Origin of the sequence: Rahnella sp. PAMC25559, assembly GCF_050632365.1 — a bacterium.
Lineage (GTDB): Bacteria > Pseudomonadota > Gammaproteobacteria > Enterobacterales > Enterobacteriaceae > Rahnella > Rahnella rivi.
Genome location: NZ_CP192543.1, coordinates 4,193,146 through 4,211,000, shown reverse-complemented (window position 1 = coordinate 4,211,000; position 17,855 = coordinate 4,193,146). Strand labels below are relative to the sequence as shown.

Genomic DNA, 17,855 nt, shown 5'->3' with positions numbered 1-17,855 from the left:
TAATTTTATAAGGATATTTATTATGAAAATCAACAGACGTCTTAGTAAGAAAAAAACGATGGCAGTCTTTATCTCTGCGCTGATAAGTATGGGGGCTTCAGGTATAGCCCATGCGGTAAGAAATACTCCAGCAGTTGACAATAAGGGCGGGAGTTTTACATATATTGAACCGGCTAGTGGCGAATATGCCGAGACATGTCCAGGTCCTTACGAACCTCTGACGATAACTTTAACAAATAATACTGATTCAGCATTAGTCAACGCTACGGCAGCAGAGTCTATTTGGGCTAACATTTATTACGTACCTATAGATAAGCGAAAATACAGAGGGAACTTTACTGGTTATGCAGCTCATCGCAATAACAAAGCATTTTCTCGTGAAGACAAAGGGGTAATCACTCCGACCGGACGCTTTTTTGATGCTAAGGAGTACTGGAATGACAAATCCTTGACTACTGAAACTTCTGGTCCTATTACAGGGGTTATATATGATAAATATCACGCTACAGACTATGACCGTGTATTTATACCGTTGCGTAGTTGGACTCTTTTATCAGGTGGTTTTTTAGCGCCGGGTGTTACCCCTATAGAGGATGTTCAATCCTCAAATCCTACTGCTTTCATCGATTCTGCAGTTGCATTGTACAGAGATCCATCACTGAATAATATTACATTAGGTGATTTCTGGTATAATAATAACTATTTAAAAGATACTATACGAGTGGCGACAATTTCTAATATTCATAATCAGAAAGTCGCTGCAAATTTCACTCAAAAAGCATTTGATACTGTTACTTTACCTATGCGAAGTTTTCGAAATATTCGCATTGAAGTCATGGCTGGAATAAATCCCGGAGTACCTGAAAAAAATGCTAAATATGGTACTAAACTTGCAACAGGGGAAGTTATTGCAGTCTGGGAAGCTGAGTCCGTTTCTCCAACTGATGGCACTAAGATGAGGGTTACCGAGTCCTTTGTAAAAACTGAGCGCCGTTCAATTACAAAAGGTACTGGCACTGGTAACCCTGTGGAGCTATCGTGGAGTAATAAGGCAAGCGCAGGGGCGGTGGTTAATTTAATTACTATCGATTCTATTAATCTTGTGATGAAAGGTACCTGGCAAAGTAAGCTTGCTGCCGGAGATAATGAAAAACATGCCTACTATACAGGAAGTAAGCTAACGATATCGCCTTTATATGGCAACGGCTCGACTGATACTGATGCACCTATTAGTATGCAAGATATTGTGTCGGGTACAGAAATAGTTTGTAATTGATATATATTAAGTAAGGTTTTTTATGGCTGAATTTATTTTGTTTTCAAGTTACCCGATATTTGCCTTGATCGTGGGGTTAGTGATTGGGAGTTTCCTCAATGTGGTGATTTATCGGCTGCCGCTGATGGTTCTTGCACACTATGAGGAAGAGAACACCACCGGCGCATTTAACCTCTGGTGGCCTCCTTCACATTGCCCGGAATGTGATAAGCCAATATTGAAACGCGATAACATTCCTGTATTCAGCTGGTTGTGGCTCAAAGGGAAATGCCGGTTCTGCGGAACCGGTATTTCCGTCCAGTATCCGATATCAGAAGCGATTGTGGGTATCTGGTTTACATTAATGGCATTGCACCTGGTTCCGCGTATCAGCGTGAATGAGTTCGTCTTCTGTATGGCCTTCTTTTGTATTTTATATACGCTGGCGATGATAGATCTCAAAAGTATGCTTCTGCCCGACTCACTGGTCTTTATGTTGTTATGGGGCGGAGTGTTGGCTTCCGTGCTTGATATCATCCCGGTGAAACCGCAGCAGTCTGTGCTGGGCGTTATTACCGCCTGGGCGGTGATGTACGGTGTGATGACGTTATATAAGAAATTCCGCGGTCATGATGGGCTGGGTAACGGCGATGTAAAACTCTATGCGGCGGTATCTGCCTGGTTAGGATTAGATTTATTGCCGGAATTAATTTTAATTTCTTCTGTCGTTGGCGGATTTTTCTATCTGGCGGCATGGGGATATTACGAGAAAATTCTGCATGTTTCTGACAGCCCGTTTACCCAGGAGAATAAGTATATTCCCTTCGGCCCGGCGATTGCTCTGGCGGGGTTGATTCTTTTCCATATCTGCATTGTCCCCTGATGACATTGTGGAAAGGGTGCCTGTGGGGCGTGTTGATTTGTTCGCAGTGGGCGGTGGCGGGCCCGAAGGGGCATAAGCTTAAACCGGCTTCAGCCCCGCATGTCAGCAGACAAATTTCACTCGCCCCTCCTTTACTGATCCCTATGCAGGTGACTTCCGGGTTCGGGCGGCGCTTCCACCCGGTCACGGCGCGCTATGCTGAGCATCACGGCACGGATTTTCAGGCTCCGATGTTCAGCAAAGTGGCGTCCGTTCAGGACGGCACGGTGACACAGGTGTCCGGTGATCCGATTTCCGGGCGATATCTGGTGATTACCCATAAAAACGGCTGGGTCAGTAAGTATCTGCATCTGAGCAGCATTAAAGTGCATGCCCGGCAAAAAGTGTCGAAGGGCGATATTATTGCGCTTTCCGGCGCGTCGGGGCGGACGACCGGCCCGCATCTGCATTTCGAATTAAGCTATAACGGAAAGCTTATCAACCCGGCAACGCTGTTATTCTCAGGAAAATCGGGTTCATCAGGCTTTACAGTCGCCCCGGCGAATAAAACCCAGCCAGCCGCGCCCGCCAAAATACAGCCTCCGCCGCTGCCGAGAATTGTGTTGGTTTCAGGAAAAGCAGGCAGGATGAAAATTGGCGTTAAGAAAGGCAATAAACTGATCTTCGCTCAACCCGGTGACAAAGTTTTTAATAACTTCAGAATAGTCAGCCGCGGAAAGCGTTATGCGCTGGAAAAAATTCTCAACGCCAGTTAACACGCCATTTCAAAATCGCTGATCTGGCCGTACAACTGTTTGCCAATCATTCTCCCTGCTGTTAATTTCCTTCTATTACAGATTTTAAAGAGTGGTTTATAACCGCTCTTTTTTCATATCCGCAAGATAAGGCAAGCACAGTGAGCACGCTCGAACACTATATCGGTAATACCCCTCTGGTCAGATTACAGCGGCTGACTGCCGGGCTGGATAGCGAGATTTGGGTCAAACTGGAAGGCAATAATCCTGCCGGCTCAGTCAAAGACCGCGCGGCACTGTTTATGATTGAGCAGGCAGAAAAGCGTGGCGAAATCCGCCCCGGCGATACGCTCATTGAAGCCACCAGTGGCAACACCGGTATTGCACTGGCGATGATTTCCGCACTCAAAGGCTACAAACTGAAATTGCTGATGCCGGAAAACATGAGTCTTGAACGTCAGGCCTCTATGCGCGCTTACGGCGCTGAGTTGCTGCTGGTCAGCCGGGCGCAGGGCATGGAAGGCGCACGGGACCTCGCCCTGGAGATGGAGAAGCAGGGGCAGGGGAAAGTGCTGGATCAGTTCAATAATCCCGACAATCCCCTCGCGCACTTCACCACCACCGGCCCTGAAATCTGGCAGCAGACTCACGGGCGTGTGACGCATTTTGTTTCCAGCATGGGCACCACCGGCACCATCACCGGCGTCAGCCGCTATCTGCGCAGCCAGAGTGCCGCCGTCACGATTGTCGGGCTGCAACCGTCCGAGGGCAGCAGCATTCCAGGTATCCGCCGCTGGCCCGCTAAATATATGCCGGGCATTTTCAAACCTGATCTGGTGGATGACGTGATGGATATGGGCCAGACAGAGGCAGAAGAGACTATGCGGGCTCTGGCGCGTGAAGAAGGACTTTTCTGCGGCGTCAGCTCCGGCGGTGCCGTGGCAGGCGCGTTGCGCGTGGCAAAAAGCCAGCCGGGCAGCGTAGTCGTTGCCATCATCTGCGATCGTGGCGACCGGTATTTATCTACTGGCGTTTTTGATGTCTGATTCTATATTCAGCTGATGAATGTAAAATTAGAGTAAAAGCGGCTGCGAATTGCAGGCTTAGTGGTAAAAATGACCAAAATTTTAGTCAGGCGGAAAAATAATGAAAATTTTGTTAGTCGATGACGATCTTGAACTGGGCACCATGCTCAGTGAATACCTGATTGCCGAAGGCTTTGATGCCTCTCTGGTTCTGACCGGTAAAGCGGGTGTGGAAGGCGCAATGTCTGGCGAATACACCGCGATGATCCTCGACATCATGTTACCGGACATGAGCGGTATCGATGTGCTGCGTCAGGTGCGCAAGAACAGCCGTCTGCCGATCATCATGCTGACCGCCAAGGGCGATAACATTGATCGTGTGATCGGCCTGGAAATGGGCGCGGATGATTACATGCCAAAACCGTGCTATCCGCGCGAACTGGTAGCCCGTCTGCGTGCGGTGTTGCGTCGTGTGGAAGAACAGCAGGAATCGCACTCTGATTCCTCTTCGGTCAACTACGGCGATCTGACGCTCAACCCTGCCACCCGCAGCAGTGAATGGCGCGGCGTGTCTTTCGACCTGACGGCCTCTGAGTTCAATCTTCTCGAACTGCTGTTACGTTCCCCGGAACGTGTGGTGTCAAAAGATGAATTGTCGGAAAAAGGTCTGGGGCGCCCGCGTGAAGCTTATGATCGCAGCATTGACGTGCACATCAGCAATATCCGTCAGAAACTCGGTTCACTGGACGGTGGCGACATTTTGACTATTGAGACGGTGCGCAGCATTGGTTACCGGATCCGATAAACGTATGCGCGGAAGGCTGTTCTGGAAAATCCTTTTAGGATTTTGGTTTACCTTCGTTGCCATCACCCAGGGCCTTTGGGTGGTTTTCGCCTTTTATAACCCGCATGAGCCGCCGGAAAGTGGTATCGCCCGGCGCTTTGTCAAACTGCAAATCAATTCGGCTGTCTCCACGCTGCACACCGGCGGAATGCCTGCACTGAATAATATGATGGCGAACTGGCCGGAGAGTGATCGCCAGTTGTTTTCGGTGACACCTTCGCTGCTGCCTGCACAGGGCGACACCGTGGAGGATTTAGAGCCGGGGAAAATCCCTCACGAAGTGGTGGAATTCGTTCAGGGGCCGAACGGGCAGGGCTATCGCCTGCGTTATGATGTGCAGGGGTTGATGCACGAATACCGGCCGCAGCGCCACCGGGATTTACTGAATATGCCCCCGCCGCTGTTGTGGCTCGGCGGTCTGGGCGGGTTGCTGTTCAGTGCCGTGCTGGCCTGGAACCTGACGCGGCCGATGCTGCAAATGCGTAAAGCTTTTGGTCGGGTAGCGCAGGGCGATCTCTCGGTGCGTCTGTTCTCCAGTATGGGAAAACGCCACGATGAGCTTTCCGAAGTGGCGCGTGATTTCGACGCCATGGCTGAACGTTTGCAGGTGCTGGTCAAAGCGCGTGAAGAACTGCTGCATGATGTGTCGCACGAGCTGCGTTCTCCGCTGGCGCGTTTGCAACTGGCGATCGGGCTGGCGCGGCAAAATCCTTCCAACGTAGAAACATCGCTGAGCCGTATCGAACACGAAGCAGGGCGCCTGGATAAGATGATCGGCGAACTGCTGGCGTTATCGCGCACAGAAAGCAGTGAAATCCCTGATGAAGAGTATTTCGACCTGTACGGGCTGGTAGAGGCCGTGGTCAATGATGCACGTTATGAAGCGCAGCTGCCGGGCGTGGAGATCGTCATGTTGCCTGAGGCGCCGGACAGCGCGGATTACACGGTCAAAGGAAATGCGGAGCTGATGCGTCGCGCGGTCGATAATGTGGTGCGTAACGCGCTTCGTTTTTCAGCACGGGGGCAAACCATCACGGTTTCTCTGGCGCATCTCGAAGAGTATTTGCAGATTGAAGTGGCCGATCAGGGGCCGGGCGTGGAAGAAGATAAGCTGTCGAGTATTTTTGACCCGTTCGTGCGCGTGAAGTCGCCGCTTTCAGGTAAAGGCTACGGGCTGGGGCTGGCAATCACCCGTAAGGTGATGGTTGCTCACGAAGGGAAGGTTGATGCGCGTAATGCGTACCCTCACGGGCTGGTGATCAGCCTGCAGGTGCCGCACTGGAAGATCTGAAAGGGCAGTTTGCGGGCGGAGACGTCCCGCCAGATTACAGAATTGCAGACATAAAAAAACGGCGCCTGAGCGCCGTTTTTCTTTCTTATCGCTAAGCGACTTACTTCTTGATGCGGATAATTGGGGTTTCGCCCACTGTCACGCTACCAGTCAGTTTAATCAGCTCTTTGATCTCGTCCATGTTAGAGATAACAACCGGAGTCAGGGTAGACTTCGCTTTCTCTTCCAGAAGAGCCAGATCAAACTCGATAATCAAATCACCTTTCTTCACACGTTGGCCTTCTTCAGCGATGCGTTTGAAGCCTTCGCCTTTCAGTTCCACCGTATCGATACCGAAGTGAACAAACAGTTCGATGCCACTGTCGGATTCGATTGAAAAAGCATGGTTAGTTTCAAAGATTTTACCGATAGTGCCGTCAACCGGAGCAACCATTTTGTTGCCAGTTGGTTTGATAGCAATACCGTCGCCGACGATTTTCTCAGCGAAAACAACGTCTGGCACATCTTCAATGTTGACAATTTCACCAGAAATTGGCGCTACGATTTCAATAGTGCCAACGTCTTTTTTATCATCAGAAACCAATGATTTCAGTTTATCGAACAAACCCATGATCTTCTCCTAAGCATTAATTTGGGCAGCTTTACAGCATCGCGCAATTAGCAGAGTGTTTTTTCTTCAATGAACTTGTTGACCAGGTTCATCAACTCTTGCGCCGTAGGTTGAGCCAGAGCCTCATCTGCCAGCGCTTTCACATCTTCGAAGTTTGTATTGCGAATAATTTTCTTGATGCGTGGGATAGAGATAGCACTCATGCTGAACTCATCTAACCCCATGCCCAATAGAAGAAGTGTAGCACGTTCGTCACCGGCTAGCTCGCCGCACATCCCTGTCCATTTACCAGCAGCATGAGATGCGTCAATAACTTGCTTGATTAAGCCAAGTACAGACGGAGACATTGGGTTGTAAAGATGAGAGATCAGCTCGTTACCGCGATCCACAGCCAAAGTATACTGGGTGAGGTCGTTTGTACCAATACTGAAGAAATCGACTTCTTTTGCCAGATGGTGAGCAATCACGGCCGCGGCCGGAGTTTCTACCATCACGCCAACTTCGATAGTTTCATCGAACGCCTGGCCTTTCTCGCGCAGCTGGACTTTCAGCATTTCGAGTTCTGCTTTCAGTTCACGCACTTCTTCAACAGAAATGATCATCGGGAACATGATGCGCAGTTTACCGAACGCAGAAGCACGCAGAATACCTTTCAGCTGGTCGTGAAGAATTTCTTTACGGTCCAGACAGATACGGATTGCACGCCAGCCCAGGAACGGGTTTTCTTCTTTTGGCAGGTTCATGTACGGCAGGTCTTTATCACCGCCGATGTCCATGGTACGTACGATAACAGCTTGTGAACCCATCGCTTCAGCAACGGCTTTATAGGCCTGGAATTGCTCTTCTTCGGTAGGCAGGCTGTCACGGTCCATGAACAGGAATTCGGTACGATACAGGCCGACACCTTCAGCGCCATTGCGCTCTGCACCGGCGACGTCGCGCACGGTACCGATGTTGGCACAGACTTCAACCTGATGACCGTCCAGCGTAATCGCAGGCAGATCTTTCAGCTTGGTCAGTTCGTCTTTTTCAGAGATGTACTGGTTCTGAACCGCTTTCAGCTGGTCAATAATATCCGCCGTCGGGTTGACGTAGATTTTATTGTTCACGGCATCAAGGATCAGATAGTCATCGTTTTTGACTTGTTTGGTCACGTCGCTGGTACCTACGATAGCAGGCAGTTCCAGTGAGCGGGCCATGATAGAGGTGTGAGAAGTACGGCCACCTAAATCAGTAATAAAGCCGAGCACCTTGTTCAGGTTCAGCTGTGCTGTTTCTGACGGCGTCAGATCGGTCGCAACCAGAATCACTTCGTCCTGGATGGAGCTCAGATCGACAATCGCCATGTCCAGAATGTTGCGCAGAAGACGTTTACCGATGTCACGCACGTCAGCCGCACGTTCTTTCAGGTATTCATCATCAAGCTCTTCCAGGGCTTTCGCCTGGCCTTCAATCACCGAGTAAGCCGCTGCGTCAGCAGAAGCGTGCTCGTCTTTGATGAGGGCTATGATTTCCTGCTCAAGCTCTTCGTCTTCCAACAACATGATGTGGCCTTCGAAGATGGCTTCTTTCTCTTCACCGAAGGTCTCACCGGCTTTGGTCTTGATCACTTCCAGCTGGGCAGATGCTTTCGCACGGCCAGTAAGGAAACGTTCAACTTCCTGATCAACGTGATCGGGAGAGATTTTTTTCCGGTTGATGACAATTTCATCTTCTTTCAACAGAAGTGCTTTGCCGAAAGCGATACCGGGAGATACTAAAATGCCTGAAATCATAACCCTACCTTTCTCTTGACTGGTTTAAACTATATAAGAGCGGCTGTTGTTACTCGAGCTCTGCCATCAGTTTTACCAAGTGTTCAACGGCTTTCTGCTCGTCTTCACCTTCAGCTGAGAGGGTCACAACGGTACCTTGGGTCAGGCCCAAAGTTTGCAGTTTGAACAGACTTTTAGCGCTGGCGCTTTTACCGTTTGAAGTCACGGTGATGTCAGAAGTGAAACCTTTCGCTTCTTTCACGAATTGTGCCGCCGGGCGAGTGTGCAGACCATTAGGTGCAGTGATAGTAACTTCTTGCTGGAACATTGTTGTTTCCCCAACTTATTAAAGTAATGTTGTGGAGCTAAAGTTTAGCGTACTGGCTTCACTTTGGCCTGAGAGATTCGCGCCTGACTATGGTTCAGGGGCAGGTTCTGATGCAACAGAAAAGAGAAAATAGCGCACTCTGCGATAAAACTCTTTGCCCTAGATCTAGGCTTTCCTGTTATCACCCCATTATGCCGTCTTTTTCCCCCTTGTAACAAATCGGTAAATCGATTCAGCGGGAGGCGGGGTGGAAGCGATTAATTTCGCGCACCGAAATAATTGTCCGGTTAAATACTAAACCTGGCGGGTAAAATCAATGGCAGAGTGGTGTAAAGTTTGACGTAGCCCACAAAAAAGCACCCGTTAAGGTGCTTTTTTAATCGATTTCAAGGATGTGGCATTATTGTTGCAATTCTTTTTCAGTGAACAAATCTGCAAATAATGCGGTACTCAGATAGCGCTCACCGGAAGACGGTAAAATCACCACGATGGTTTTATCGGCAAAGTCGGCTTCTTCAGATAATTTCACTGCGGCGGCGACGGCTGCACCGGAAGAAATCCCGGCCAGAATCCCTTCTTCTTCCATCAGGCGGCGTGCCATCTGAATGGATTCATCATTTGTGATCAGCGTCACACGGTCCAGCAGTTCTAAATCCAGATTTCCCGGAATAAAACCGGCACCAATGCCCTGGATTTTGTGCGGGCCTGGTTTCACTTCTTCGCCGTTAAGCGTCTGGGTGATAACAGGGGAATCGGTTGGCTCCACGGCCACCAGCGTCACGCTGCTTTTTTTGCTTTTCAGATAACGGCCCGTTCCGGTGATGGTACCGCCGGTGCCGACGCCAGCAATCAGTACATCCACGTCGCCATCGGTATCTTCCCAGATTTCAGGGCCGGTGGTTTGTTCGTGAATGGCCGGGTTCGCCGGGTTGCTGAACTGCTGAAGGATCAGATAACGTTGCGGATCGCTGGCCTGAATTTCTTCCGCTTTGGCGATCGCCCCTTTCATGCCTTTTGCGCCTTCGGTCAGCACCAGATTGGCACCGAGAGCTTTGAGCAACTTGCGGCGTTCCACGCTCATGGTTTCAGGCATGGTCAGCGTCAGTTTGTAGCCGCGCGCGGCGGCGACGTACGCGAGAGCGATACCCGTGTTACCGCTGGTAGGTTCAACCAGTTCGATATCTTTGGTCAAAATCCCGCGTTTTTCGGCGTCCCAAATCATGTTGGCACCGATACGGCACTTCACACTGAAGCTCGGGTTACGCGACTCGACCTTAGCCAGGATACGTCCATTACCGATACGGTTCAGGCGAACCAGTGGCGTATGGCCGATTGTTAATGAATTGTCTTCATAGATCTTGCTCATAACCCGTCCTTTAACTGTATGAAATATCCACGGTGTGAAGCTTTCAACACTCTGAAATTAGTGGGAATCAGAAAAGCATACGCGAACGGCTTTTCGAGTGAAGTAAGCTTTTGGTATTTGGTATATCGATAGGTTATTAAGAAATAAGTTTGACGCGCAAAAGTCAAGTGAAGCGAACAGCCGCGCAGGGCGGCTGTTGAAATAAAAGGCTGTTAAAACAAGTGCTGACTCGGCTCAGCCACGCGTCGGATTGACGTCGCGGTTGTTTCGGACATACAGATCCCGGTAACGATCGCACCACATTGCCGTCGCACCGCACACGGCAACCGGCAGGATCACCAGATTCAGCACCGGTATCATGGTAAACAGGCTGACCAGCGCGCCAAACTGCATGTTGTCGATTTTGTTTTTGCCGAGCGACCGCCGCATATCGGCAAAACTGACTTTATGATTATCAAAAGGATAGTCGCAGTATTGGATCACTACCATCCAGGCGCTGAACAGGAACCAAAGCACCGGTGCCGCGGCCTGACCTATCACCGGAATGAAATACAGTGCGAAAAGCAGCAAAGCACGCGGCAGGTAATACGCCAGCTTCTGCCATTCGCGTTTCATGATGCGTGGCAGATCTTTCATGATGTCCCAGATGCCGGTATCCGGTGGGGCTTTGCCGGTCAGGCGCGCTTCAAGTTGTTCGGAAAGCAGGCCGCTGAAGGGCGCGGCAATCAGGTTGGCCAGTGTGCTGAAGAAATAGCTGAACACCAGCACCACGGAAATCACCGCCACCGGCCAGATCAGATAATCCAGCCAGCTGAGCCAGCCGGGAATGCGGCTCATCATCGCGGGGATCCATTCGCCCAGTTTGCTGAACAGCCACCAGAAGGCTCCGCCCATCAAAATCACGTTGACGGCGAGGGGCAAAATCACAAAACGTCGGATCCCTGGTAAGGAAATGAGCGTCCAGCCCTGTTTGAAATAATGCACGCCATTGTGTTGTCCGGCGCCTGGTGATGAAGTCATGGATGAAATTTTCTCTCTGAGTTGAATGACATGGACTATCATATCGGTATGATTTTCCACTGGCTAGCCGCGTATTGGCGGAAAAAACAGCAAAAAAAGGTGCGACTACCATGTTTATTAGCAGAAAGTAGAGTCCAGACTTGCACTTATCTACGTGGGCAAATAGAGTTAAACATGTGAATGTTTGCCGTGGTGGCAATGAATTAGAACAACAGAGATAGCAATGATGCAGGATTTGCGTCTGATATTAATCGTTGTTGGCGCGATCGCCATAATAGCGTTGTTATTGCACGGTTTGTGGACCAGCCGTAAAGAACGCTCTTCGCTGTTTCGTGATCGTCCAGCTAAACGAATGAAAAAAGAACGGGACCAGTCTCCGTCGGACGATTTTGTCGATGGAGTGGGGGAAGTGCGCGTGCGTCCTGCTTATCCTCAGGATGAACCGACTTTTGGTCAGTATGATGAGCCAGAACAGGCTGCACCGCCACGTCAGCCACAGGTTCAGCCTGTGCAGCCAGCGCCAGCCCCTGCTGCTCGTCAACCGCAACCCGCTCAGCCTCAACACACTGCTGTTCAGGAAGATCCGCTGTTAAGTGGTTATTCTGCCGCTGAGCCTGATGTCGCATCCCGCCGCGAACCTGCGGTCGATTTTGCGCCTTCAGCGCCAGTGAGAACGCAGGCACCGGTTCCTCCGCAGGAGATTCATGCGGATGCAGCCCCTGCGGCGAAAGCAGAGCCTCAGCCGTCAGCTTTTGCGCCTGCTGAGCCAGATGCGCCGGCAGAAAAAGCGAAGCTGAAAGAGACGGTTCTGGTGCTGCACGTTGCTGCACATCAGGGCGGCGTTATCGGCGGCGAAGTGTTGCTCAACAGCGTGCTTCAGTCGGGCTTCCAGTTTGGTGCCATGAATATTTTCCATCGTCACGTCAGCCCTGCGGGCAGTGGTCCGGTGTTGTTCAGTCTGGCAAATATGGTCAAACCGGGTTCATTCGACCCTGACAATATGTCCGACTTCTCCACACCAGGAATTACGTTGTTCATGATGGTGCCTTGCTTTGGCGACGCGCATCAGAACTTCAAACTGCTGTTGCAGTCTGCCCAACGCATTGCCGATGATGTCGGTGCGATGGTGCTTGACGATGAGCGTCGTATGATTACGCCGCAGAAGCTCGAAACCTACAAAGCGCGGATCCGTGAGGTCCTCGAGGCGACTGCCTGACTCAGGCGGTTGTGACATCCCCTATCTCCTGACCCCCGCTTGCGGGGGTTTTTTATCTCCACGGTGAGTCATGGCCACTATTGAAGAACAAATCCACCAATTACGCACTCAGTTGCGCCATCACGAATATCAGTATCACGTTCTTGATGCCCCTGAAGTGCCTGATGCCGAATACGATCGTCTGATGCGCGAACTGCGCGAGCTGGAAACGGCATACCCTGATCTGGTCACCGCCGATTCACCGACGCAGCGCGTCGGTGCCGCGCCGCTTTCTGAATTCGGGCAGGTTAAACATCAGGTACCGATGCTTTCTCTGGATAACGTCTTCGATGAAGAGAGCTATCTGGCATTTTATAAGCGCGTTCAGGATCGGCTGAAAACGGCTGAACCGCTGACCTTCTGCTGTGAACTGAAACTCGACGGGCTGGCGGTCAGTCTGTTGTATGAGAACGGTGAACTGGTGCAGGCGGCCACGCGCGGCGACGGCACCACGGGCGAGAATATCACCGCCAACGTGCGCACTATCCGCGCCATCCCGCTACGTCTGCACGGTGACAATATTCCTGCGCGTCTCGAAGTGCGCGGTGAAGTGTTTATGCCGCAGCCGGGTTTTGAAGCGATGAACGAAGAAGCGCGTCGCACCGGCGGCAAGGTGTTCGCCAATCCGCGTAACGCGGCGGCGGGGTCCCTGCGCCAGCTTGATCCGCGCATTACGGCCAAACGCCCTCTGACGTTCCTCTGCTACGGCATAGGTGTGCTGGACGGCGGTGAATTACCCCGCAGCCATTATGAACGCCTGCAACAGCTGAAAGCCTGGGGCCTGCCGGTCAGCGATCGCGTGCGAGTCTGCACCGGCAGCGACGAAGTGGTGGCGTTTTACCGTCAGGTTGAAGCTGACCGCCCAGCGCTGGGCTTTGATATCGATGGCGTCGTTGTCAAAATTGATTCACTGGATATTCAGGAAACGCTGGGCTTTGTAGCGCGTGCGCCGCGCTGGGCGACGGCGTTCAAATTCCCCGCGCAGGAGCAAATCACGCTGGTGAAAGACGTCGAATTCCAGGTTGGCCGGACCGGTGCGATTACGCCGGTGGCGCGCCTGGAACCGGTGCTGGTGGCGGGCGTCATGGTCAGTAATGCGACGCTGCACAATGCCGATGAAATCGAGCGTCTGGGCCTGCGCATCGGCGATACAGTTATCGTTCGCCGTGCCGGTGATGTCATCCCGCAGGTCGTTGGCGTGGTGATGGAAGAGCGCCCTGAAAATGCCCGCGAAGTGGTATTTCCGGCGCACTGCCCGGTCTGTCATTCAGACGTTGAACGTGTGGAAGGCGAAGCCGTTGCCCGCTGTACCGGCGGGCTTATCTGTGGCGCACAGCGCAAAGAGGCGCTGAAACATTTCGTTTCCCGCCGCGCGCTGGACGTTGACGGCATGGGCGATAAAATTATCGATCAGCTGGTGGAAAAAGAGTACGTCAAAAATCCGGCGGATCTGTTCCGTCTGACCGCGGGCAAACTTACCGGCCTGGATCGTATGGGGCCGAAATCCGCGCAGAATGTGGTCAGCGCGCTGGAGAAAGCCAAAGAAACCACGCTGGCGCGTTTCCTGTATGCGCTCGGTATCCGCGAAGTTGGCGAAGCGACGGCGTCCAATCTGGCTGCACATTATGGCTCGGTGGAAGCGCTGAAAGCGGCGGATATCGAATCCCTGAAAACCGTTCCGGATGTTGGTGACGTGGTGGCGAAACACGTGGTGAATTTCCTGTCGGAAGAGCATAACCAGCAGGTGATCGACGAGCTGCTCAGCCCGGAAATCAACATTCACTGGCCGGAAGTACAGGTGATCGTACCGGAAGAGATCGACAGTCCTTTCGCCGGTAAAACCGTGGTGCTGACCGGATCGCTTTCGATCCTCTCCCGTGATGAAGCCAAAGATCGTCTGACGGCGCTGGGCGCGAAAGTCTCCGGCAGCGTATCGAAGAAAACCGATCTGGTGATTGCCGGTGAAGCGGCGGGATCCAAGCTTGCGAAAGCGCAGGAGCTTGGGATCGCGGTTATCGATGAAGCGGAGATGATCCGCCTGCTGGGTGAATAAGCGATGGAAAAAGAAGATCTGATCCAGATTGCCAATATGGTGATGCCGTTCGGTAAATATGCCGGACGGGTGCTGATCGACTTACCGGAAGAATATTTGCTGTGGTTCGCCCGCAAAGACGAATTTCCGCAGGGAAAACTCGGTGAGCTGATGCAACTGACGCTGACAATCAAAAGCGAAGGGCTGCAAAGTCTGATTAACCCGCTGCGCCGTAACGGGCCGGGTCTGGGTGGAACTGACGACTGAGGTCAGGAAATAAATGAACAAAGGCGCTGATTTCAGCGCCTTTGTTGTTTCTACGATGCCGTAATCTGCGCTGACTTCTGCGCCATGTCCTGCTGTTTTTTCTGATATCTCTTCGCCAGTACCGCACAGGTCATCAGCTGAACCTGATGGAAAATCATCAGAGGCAACACCATCATGCCAATCGCGCTGACCGGGAACAGAATGTTGGCCATCGGGATCCCGTTCGCCAGGCTTTTTTTCGAACCGCAGAACACAATGGTGATTTCATCCGGTTTGCTGAATCCCATCCAGCGTGCCATGTAAGTATTGATCACCAGAATGAAGGCCAGCAGCACCACACTGAACACCACGATAAACAGCAGTGAACCCAGGCCAACCTGATGCCAGATCCCCTGAGTGACCGCCTCACTGAAGGCGGTATACACCACCAGCAGGATGGAGGTCTGGTCAGTTTTGCCAATCATCTTACGGTGACGTTCAACAAACCCGCCAATCAGCGGGCGCAACAAATGGCCGGCGATAAAGGGTACCAGCAGTTGCAACACGATGTGGCCGACCTGTTCAAGCCCGTTACCGGTTGTGCCCTGCACATGCATCAGCAGGCTCACCAGCAACGGTGAAACGAAAATCCCCAGCAGGCTTGATGCCGAGGCGCTGCACACCGCCGCTGCCACGTTACCGCCAGCCAGTGAGGTGAACGCGATCGCTGATTGCACGGTGGCTGGCAGAATGCACAGATAAACGAAACCGCTGTAAATCTGCGGGCTGACGTCTACCGGATGCCACCACTGAAACAGCAGACCGAGCACCGGGAACAGGATAAAGGTGCTGAACATCACCCACAGATGCAGCCGCCAGTTATTGCTGCCCTGAAATATCGCCTCACGCGACAGCTTGGCACCGTGCATAAAGAACAGCAGGCCGATGGCGATAATCGTCAGGTTATTGAAAAAGGCGACAAACATGCCGCTTGCCGGGAAAAATGTCGCCAGCAGCACGGTGGCGATCAGCGTAAGGGTGAAACGGTCGGGTAAGAAACGCATTGTGGTGTCTCAGAAAGGGGTCATATCGTTCCGCTATTCTGAGCCTGTGGGTTACAATTAAAAAATTGATTTATTTAATCCATTAATGCGGAAAATTCATGAATTATTCTCTGCGGCAGCTACGCGTTTTCGTCGCCGTTTCCCGCTACGGCAGCTTCAGCCGGGCAGGGGAAGCCATCGGCCTGAGCCAGTCGGCAGTCAGCCACAGCATGAAAGAGCTGGAAGGGGAGATGGGCGTGCGTCTGCTGGATCGCACCACGCGGGAAGTGGCGCTGACCGATGCCGGGCGTCGTCTCGCAAACCGTGCCGAGCCTCTGCTCGATGAGTTGCACGCGATGCTGCTTGATACGCGAAGTTTCGGCACTCAGCACAACGGTCGCGTGCGGATTGCATCCAGCCAGACCATTTCCGCACAACTGATGCCTCAGTGCATCGCCAGCGGCGAAGAGCTTTATCCCGACATTCGAATTTTACTCCGCGATCAGGCGCAGCAACTGGTGCTCAACAGCGTACGTAATGCAGAAGTGGATTTCGGTATTGTGATCGACCCCGGTGCCAGTACGGATCTCGACTGCGAACCGGTACTCAATGAACCTTTTTTGCTGATGTGTCCTGAAGATCATCCGTTTGCCAGCCAGAGCGCCATCAAGTGGAAGGCGTTAAACGGCTGCAAGCTGGTCTTACAGGATTACGCTTCAGGCAGCCGCGTGCTGATTGATAAAGCGCTGAAGTCACAGGGCGTAAAGGCGGAAATCGTTCAGGAGATCGGCCATACCGCGACGCTGTTCCCGATGGTGGAGGCAGGCATTGGCATCAGCGTATTTCCGGCGCTGGCGCTGCCGGTGCCACAGGGGAGCAGGCTGGCTATCCGGCCGCTCGAGCCGGAAATTAACCGCGTGCTGATGCTGGCAAAACGCAAAAACCGCTCGCTGTCTCCCGCCGCGCAGGCCATCTGGCAGGTAGTAAAAGACCAGGCTTTACTGCTGAGTGAAAAACGCAGCCAGCAGGGCATGTTCAAACCCTGACACCATGCTGGCTGTTTCTGACTAACGTCGGTTACACGTAGATATCAATGGCATTGGTGTCAGTTGGCTTATTGACGCCTTCTTCTTTTTTGATGTCAGATGCTTCTTCGGCTTTTTGCTGCTGCTCGAGAGCTTTCTCGGCCTGCTGCTGTTGGATCTCCGCAATTTGCTGTTGCAGCATTTCGATTTGTTGCTGTAACAGTTCCTGCTGTTGTTTTACCTGTTCCTTATCGCCGCCTGAACTGCTCAGACTTTTGACCTGCTCGGTCAGTTTCTGAATCTGTTTCGTCAGCTGCGCAATCTGGCTGCTGCTGCCCGCATCGCTGCTGGAGGACGAACTCACCGAACTGCCGGTGGCACTGATTGTGCTCATAATAGCCTCGCTTAGTGTGAATAATTTTTTGCACGTAAGGGTGCTTAAGCGTTATCGGCGGCGCTGAGCCGGGCTTTATTGTTTTTGCAGATTTCTTACCCTGTCAGCGCGGCGCTTGCACGACAAGTTCCGGCCACCGTGTCAGCCAGCCTTTGCTGCTGATGCGTTCGGCAAAGACCGCAGGGATGGCATGACGCGGATTGGGCGTGATAGTGAACGTAAAAAGGGCTTCCAGCCCGAGTGGCGCATTGAGCTCGATCTGCCCGGCAGGGTTCATCCGTGCGCCAATCGCTGTTTCCACTTCAACCCAGTAACTGATGGCCTGCGCGCTGGAAGTATAAGGCGCGTGGCCGTGCCGCTCATGCATCCGCGCCTGATTCTTCACAGACCAGGGCAGGTCGGGTGAGGACTGTAACAGGCGCTGTTCGAGGCGTTGTTCCTCCAGGGACGAACAATTCTCTGGACTGAAATACACCACATCGATGTCGTTGAGCGGTGTCGCCTGATCGTAACCGTGCAGCCGATCCCACACCAGATTGCGTACGAATCCAGCCGCCAGCCAGGCATCGTTAAGCCCCAGTTTACGCACCTCGGTCAGCGCCCGCAGATGCAGTGGCTCTTCTGCGAGCCAGGTGATAATTCGTTGTTCCATCTCTTTCACGCGTCAGTCTCCGGAAGGGGGCGCTTTATTGTAGCCGCATTTCATGACAGCACTCCAACGCACCGTTTCGGATTTTACGGCTACACCGG

General features: G+C 52.3%; 18 protein-coding genes. 10 read left to right on the top strand and 8 right to left on the bottom strand.

The annotated features are described in order from the left end of the window. Positions 1–22 precede the first annotated feature (22 nt). The 6 genes from ACQZQY_RS20410 to ACQZQY_RS20385 all read left to right on the top strand — a co-directional run bounded on the left by ACQZQY_RS20410 (position 23) and on the right by ACQZQY_RS20385 (position 6,032). Positions 23–1,276, top strand: a complete 1,254-nt coding sequence (locus ACQZQY_RS20410; RefSeq protein WP_431296299.1) for a hypothetical protein — start codon at positions 23–25, stop codon at positions 1,274–1,276. 22 nt (positions 1,277–1,298) lie between these two features. Further along, complete coding sequence (locus ACQZQY_RS20405; protein WP_056774060.1) at positions 1,299–2,138, top strand: prepilin peptidase; 840 nt, start codon at positions 1,299–1,301, stop codon at positions 2,136–2,138. Beyond that, positions 2,138–2,893 (top strand): M23 family metallopeptidase, encoded by a 756-nt coding sequence (locus ACQZQY_RS20400; protein ID WP_414070638.1) that lies wholly within the window; start codon positions 2,138–2,140, stop codon positions 2,891–2,893. The genes ACQZQY_RS20405 and ACQZQY_RS20400 overlap by 1 nt, the downstream gene beginning before the upstream one ends. A gap of 140 nt (positions 2,894–3,033) precedes the next feature. Continuing rightward, complete coding sequence (gene cysM, locus ACQZQY_RS20395; RefSeq protein ID WP_431296298.1) at positions 3,034–3,918, top strand: cysteine synthase CysM; 885 nt, start codon at positions 3,034–3,036, stop codon at positions 3,916–3,918. 100 nt (positions 3,919–4,018) lie between these two features. Continuing rightward, the gene (locus ACQZQY_RS20390; RefSeq protein WP_056774073.1) at positions 4,019–4,702 is read left to right on the top strand and encodes a response regulator transcription factor; all 684 of its coding nucleotides are present in this window, start codon (positions 4,019–4,021) and stop codon (positions 4,700–4,702) included. Positions 4,703–4,706: 4 nt separating this feature from the next. Beyond that, positions 4,707–6,032, top strand: a complete 1,326-nt coding sequence (locus tag ACQZQY_RS20385) for a HAMP domain-containing sensor histidine kinase (RefSeq protein WP_431297222.1) — start codon at positions 4,707–4,709, stop codon at positions 6,030–6,032. A 100-nt stretch (positions 6,033–6,132) separates the two neighbouring features. Here the strand turns inward: ACQZQY_RS20385 and crr are convergent, their stop codons facing one another. The 5 genes from crr to cysZ all read right to left on the bottom strand — a co-directional run bounded on the left by crr (position 6,133) and on the right by cysZ (position 11,110). Continuing rightward, entirely contained in the window at positions 6,133–6,642 is a 510-nt protein-coding gene (crr, locus tag ACQZQY_RS20380; protein ID WP_056774079.1) for a PTS glucose transporter subunit IIA, read from the bottom strand. A gap of 47 nt (positions 6,643–6,689) precedes the next feature. After that, positions 6,690–8,417: a phosphoenolpyruvate-protein phosphotransferase PtsI gene (gene ptsI / locus ACQZQY_RS20375; protein WP_056774083.1), complete on the bottom strand. Its 1,728-nt coding sequence runs from the start codon at positions 8,415–8,417 to the stop codon at positions 6,690–6,692. A 49-nt stretch (positions 8,418–8,466) separates the two neighbouring features. Continuing rightward, positions 8,467–8,724, bottom strand: a complete 258-nt coding sequence (gene ptsH / locus ACQZQY_RS20370) for a phosphocarrier protein Hpr (RefSeq protein ID WP_003038086.1) — start codon at positions 8,722–8,724, stop codon at positions 8,467–8,469. 400 nt (positions 8,725–9,124) lie between these two features. After that, entirely contained in the window at positions 9,125–10,090 is a 966-nt protein-coding gene (cysK, locus tag ACQZQY_RS20365; RefSeq protein WP_056774087.1) for a cysteine synthase A, read from the bottom strand. Positions 10,091–10,324: 234 nt separating this feature from the next. Next, positions 10,325–11,110, bottom strand: a complete 786-nt coding sequence (gene cysZ / locus ACQZQY_RS20360) for a sulfate transporter CysZ (protein WP_431296297.1) — start codon at positions 11,108–11,110, stop codon at positions 10,325–10,327. Between the two features lie 223 nt (positions 11,111–11,333). Here cysZ and zipA point away from each other — a divergent pair, with 223 nt between their 5' ends. The 3 genes from zipA (at position 11,334) to ACQZQY_RS20345 (ending at position 14,664) form a co-directional block, all read left to right on the top strand. Then, entirely contained in the window at positions 11,334–12,326 is a 993-nt protein-coding gene (gene zipA / locus ACQZQY_RS20355; RefSeq protein ID WP_136376018.1) for a cell division protein ZipA, read from the top strand. Positions 12,327–12,396: 70 nt separating this feature from the next. Then, on the top strand, positions 12,397–14,418 hold the full coding sequence (gene ligA, locus ACQZQY_RS20350; RefSeq protein WP_056774099.1) for an NAD-dependent DNA ligase LigA: 2,022 nt from the start codon (positions 12,397–12,399) through the stop codon (positions 14,416–14,418). Positions 14,419–14,421: 3 nt separating this feature from the next. After that, on the top strand, positions 14,422–14,664 hold the full coding sequence (locus tag ACQZQY_RS20345) for a DUF3820 family protein (protein ID WP_056774102.1): 243 nt from the start codon (positions 14,422–14,424) through the stop codon (positions 14,662–14,664). Between the two features lie 50 nt (positions 14,665–14,714). Here ACQZQY_RS20345 and ACQZQY_RS20340 read toward each other — a convergent pair whose 3' ends face one another. Next, complete coding sequence (locus tag ACQZQY_RS20340; protein ID WP_431296296.1) at positions 14,715–15,707, bottom strand: bile acid:sodium symporter family protein; 993 nt, start codon at positions 15,705–15,707, stop codon at positions 14,715–14,717. 98 nt (positions 15,708–15,805) lie between these two features. On the opposite strand from ACQZQY_RS20340, the gene ACQZQY_RS20335 reads away from it, so the two are divergent. After that, the gene (locus ACQZQY_RS20335) at positions 15,806–16,732 is read left to right on the top strand and encodes a LysR substrate-binding domain-containing protein (RefSeq protein ID WP_431296295.1); all 927 of its coding nucleotides are present in this window, start codon (positions 15,806–15,808) and stop codon (positions 16,730–16,732) included. 31 nt (positions 16,733–16,763) lie between these two features. On the opposite strand, the gene ACQZQY_RS20330 is transcribed toward ACQZQY_RS20335, so the two are convergent. Together ACQZQY_RS20330 and ACQZQY_RS20325 are read right to left on the bottom strand one after the other, a co-directional pair. Continuing rightward, positions 16,764–17,105 (bottom strand): FlxA-like family protein, encoded by a 342-nt coding sequence (locus ACQZQY_RS20330; protein ID WP_431296294.1) that lies wholly within the window; start codon positions 17,103–17,105, stop codon positions 16,764–16,766. Positions 17,106–17,208: 103 nt separating this feature from the next. Then, on the bottom strand, positions 17,209–17,757 hold the full coding sequence (locus ACQZQY_RS20325; protein ID WP_431297221.1) for a nucleotidyltransferase family protein: 549 nt from the start codon (positions 17,755–17,757) through the stop codon (positions 17,209–17,211). Positions 17,758–17,855: the final 98 nt, after the last annotated feature.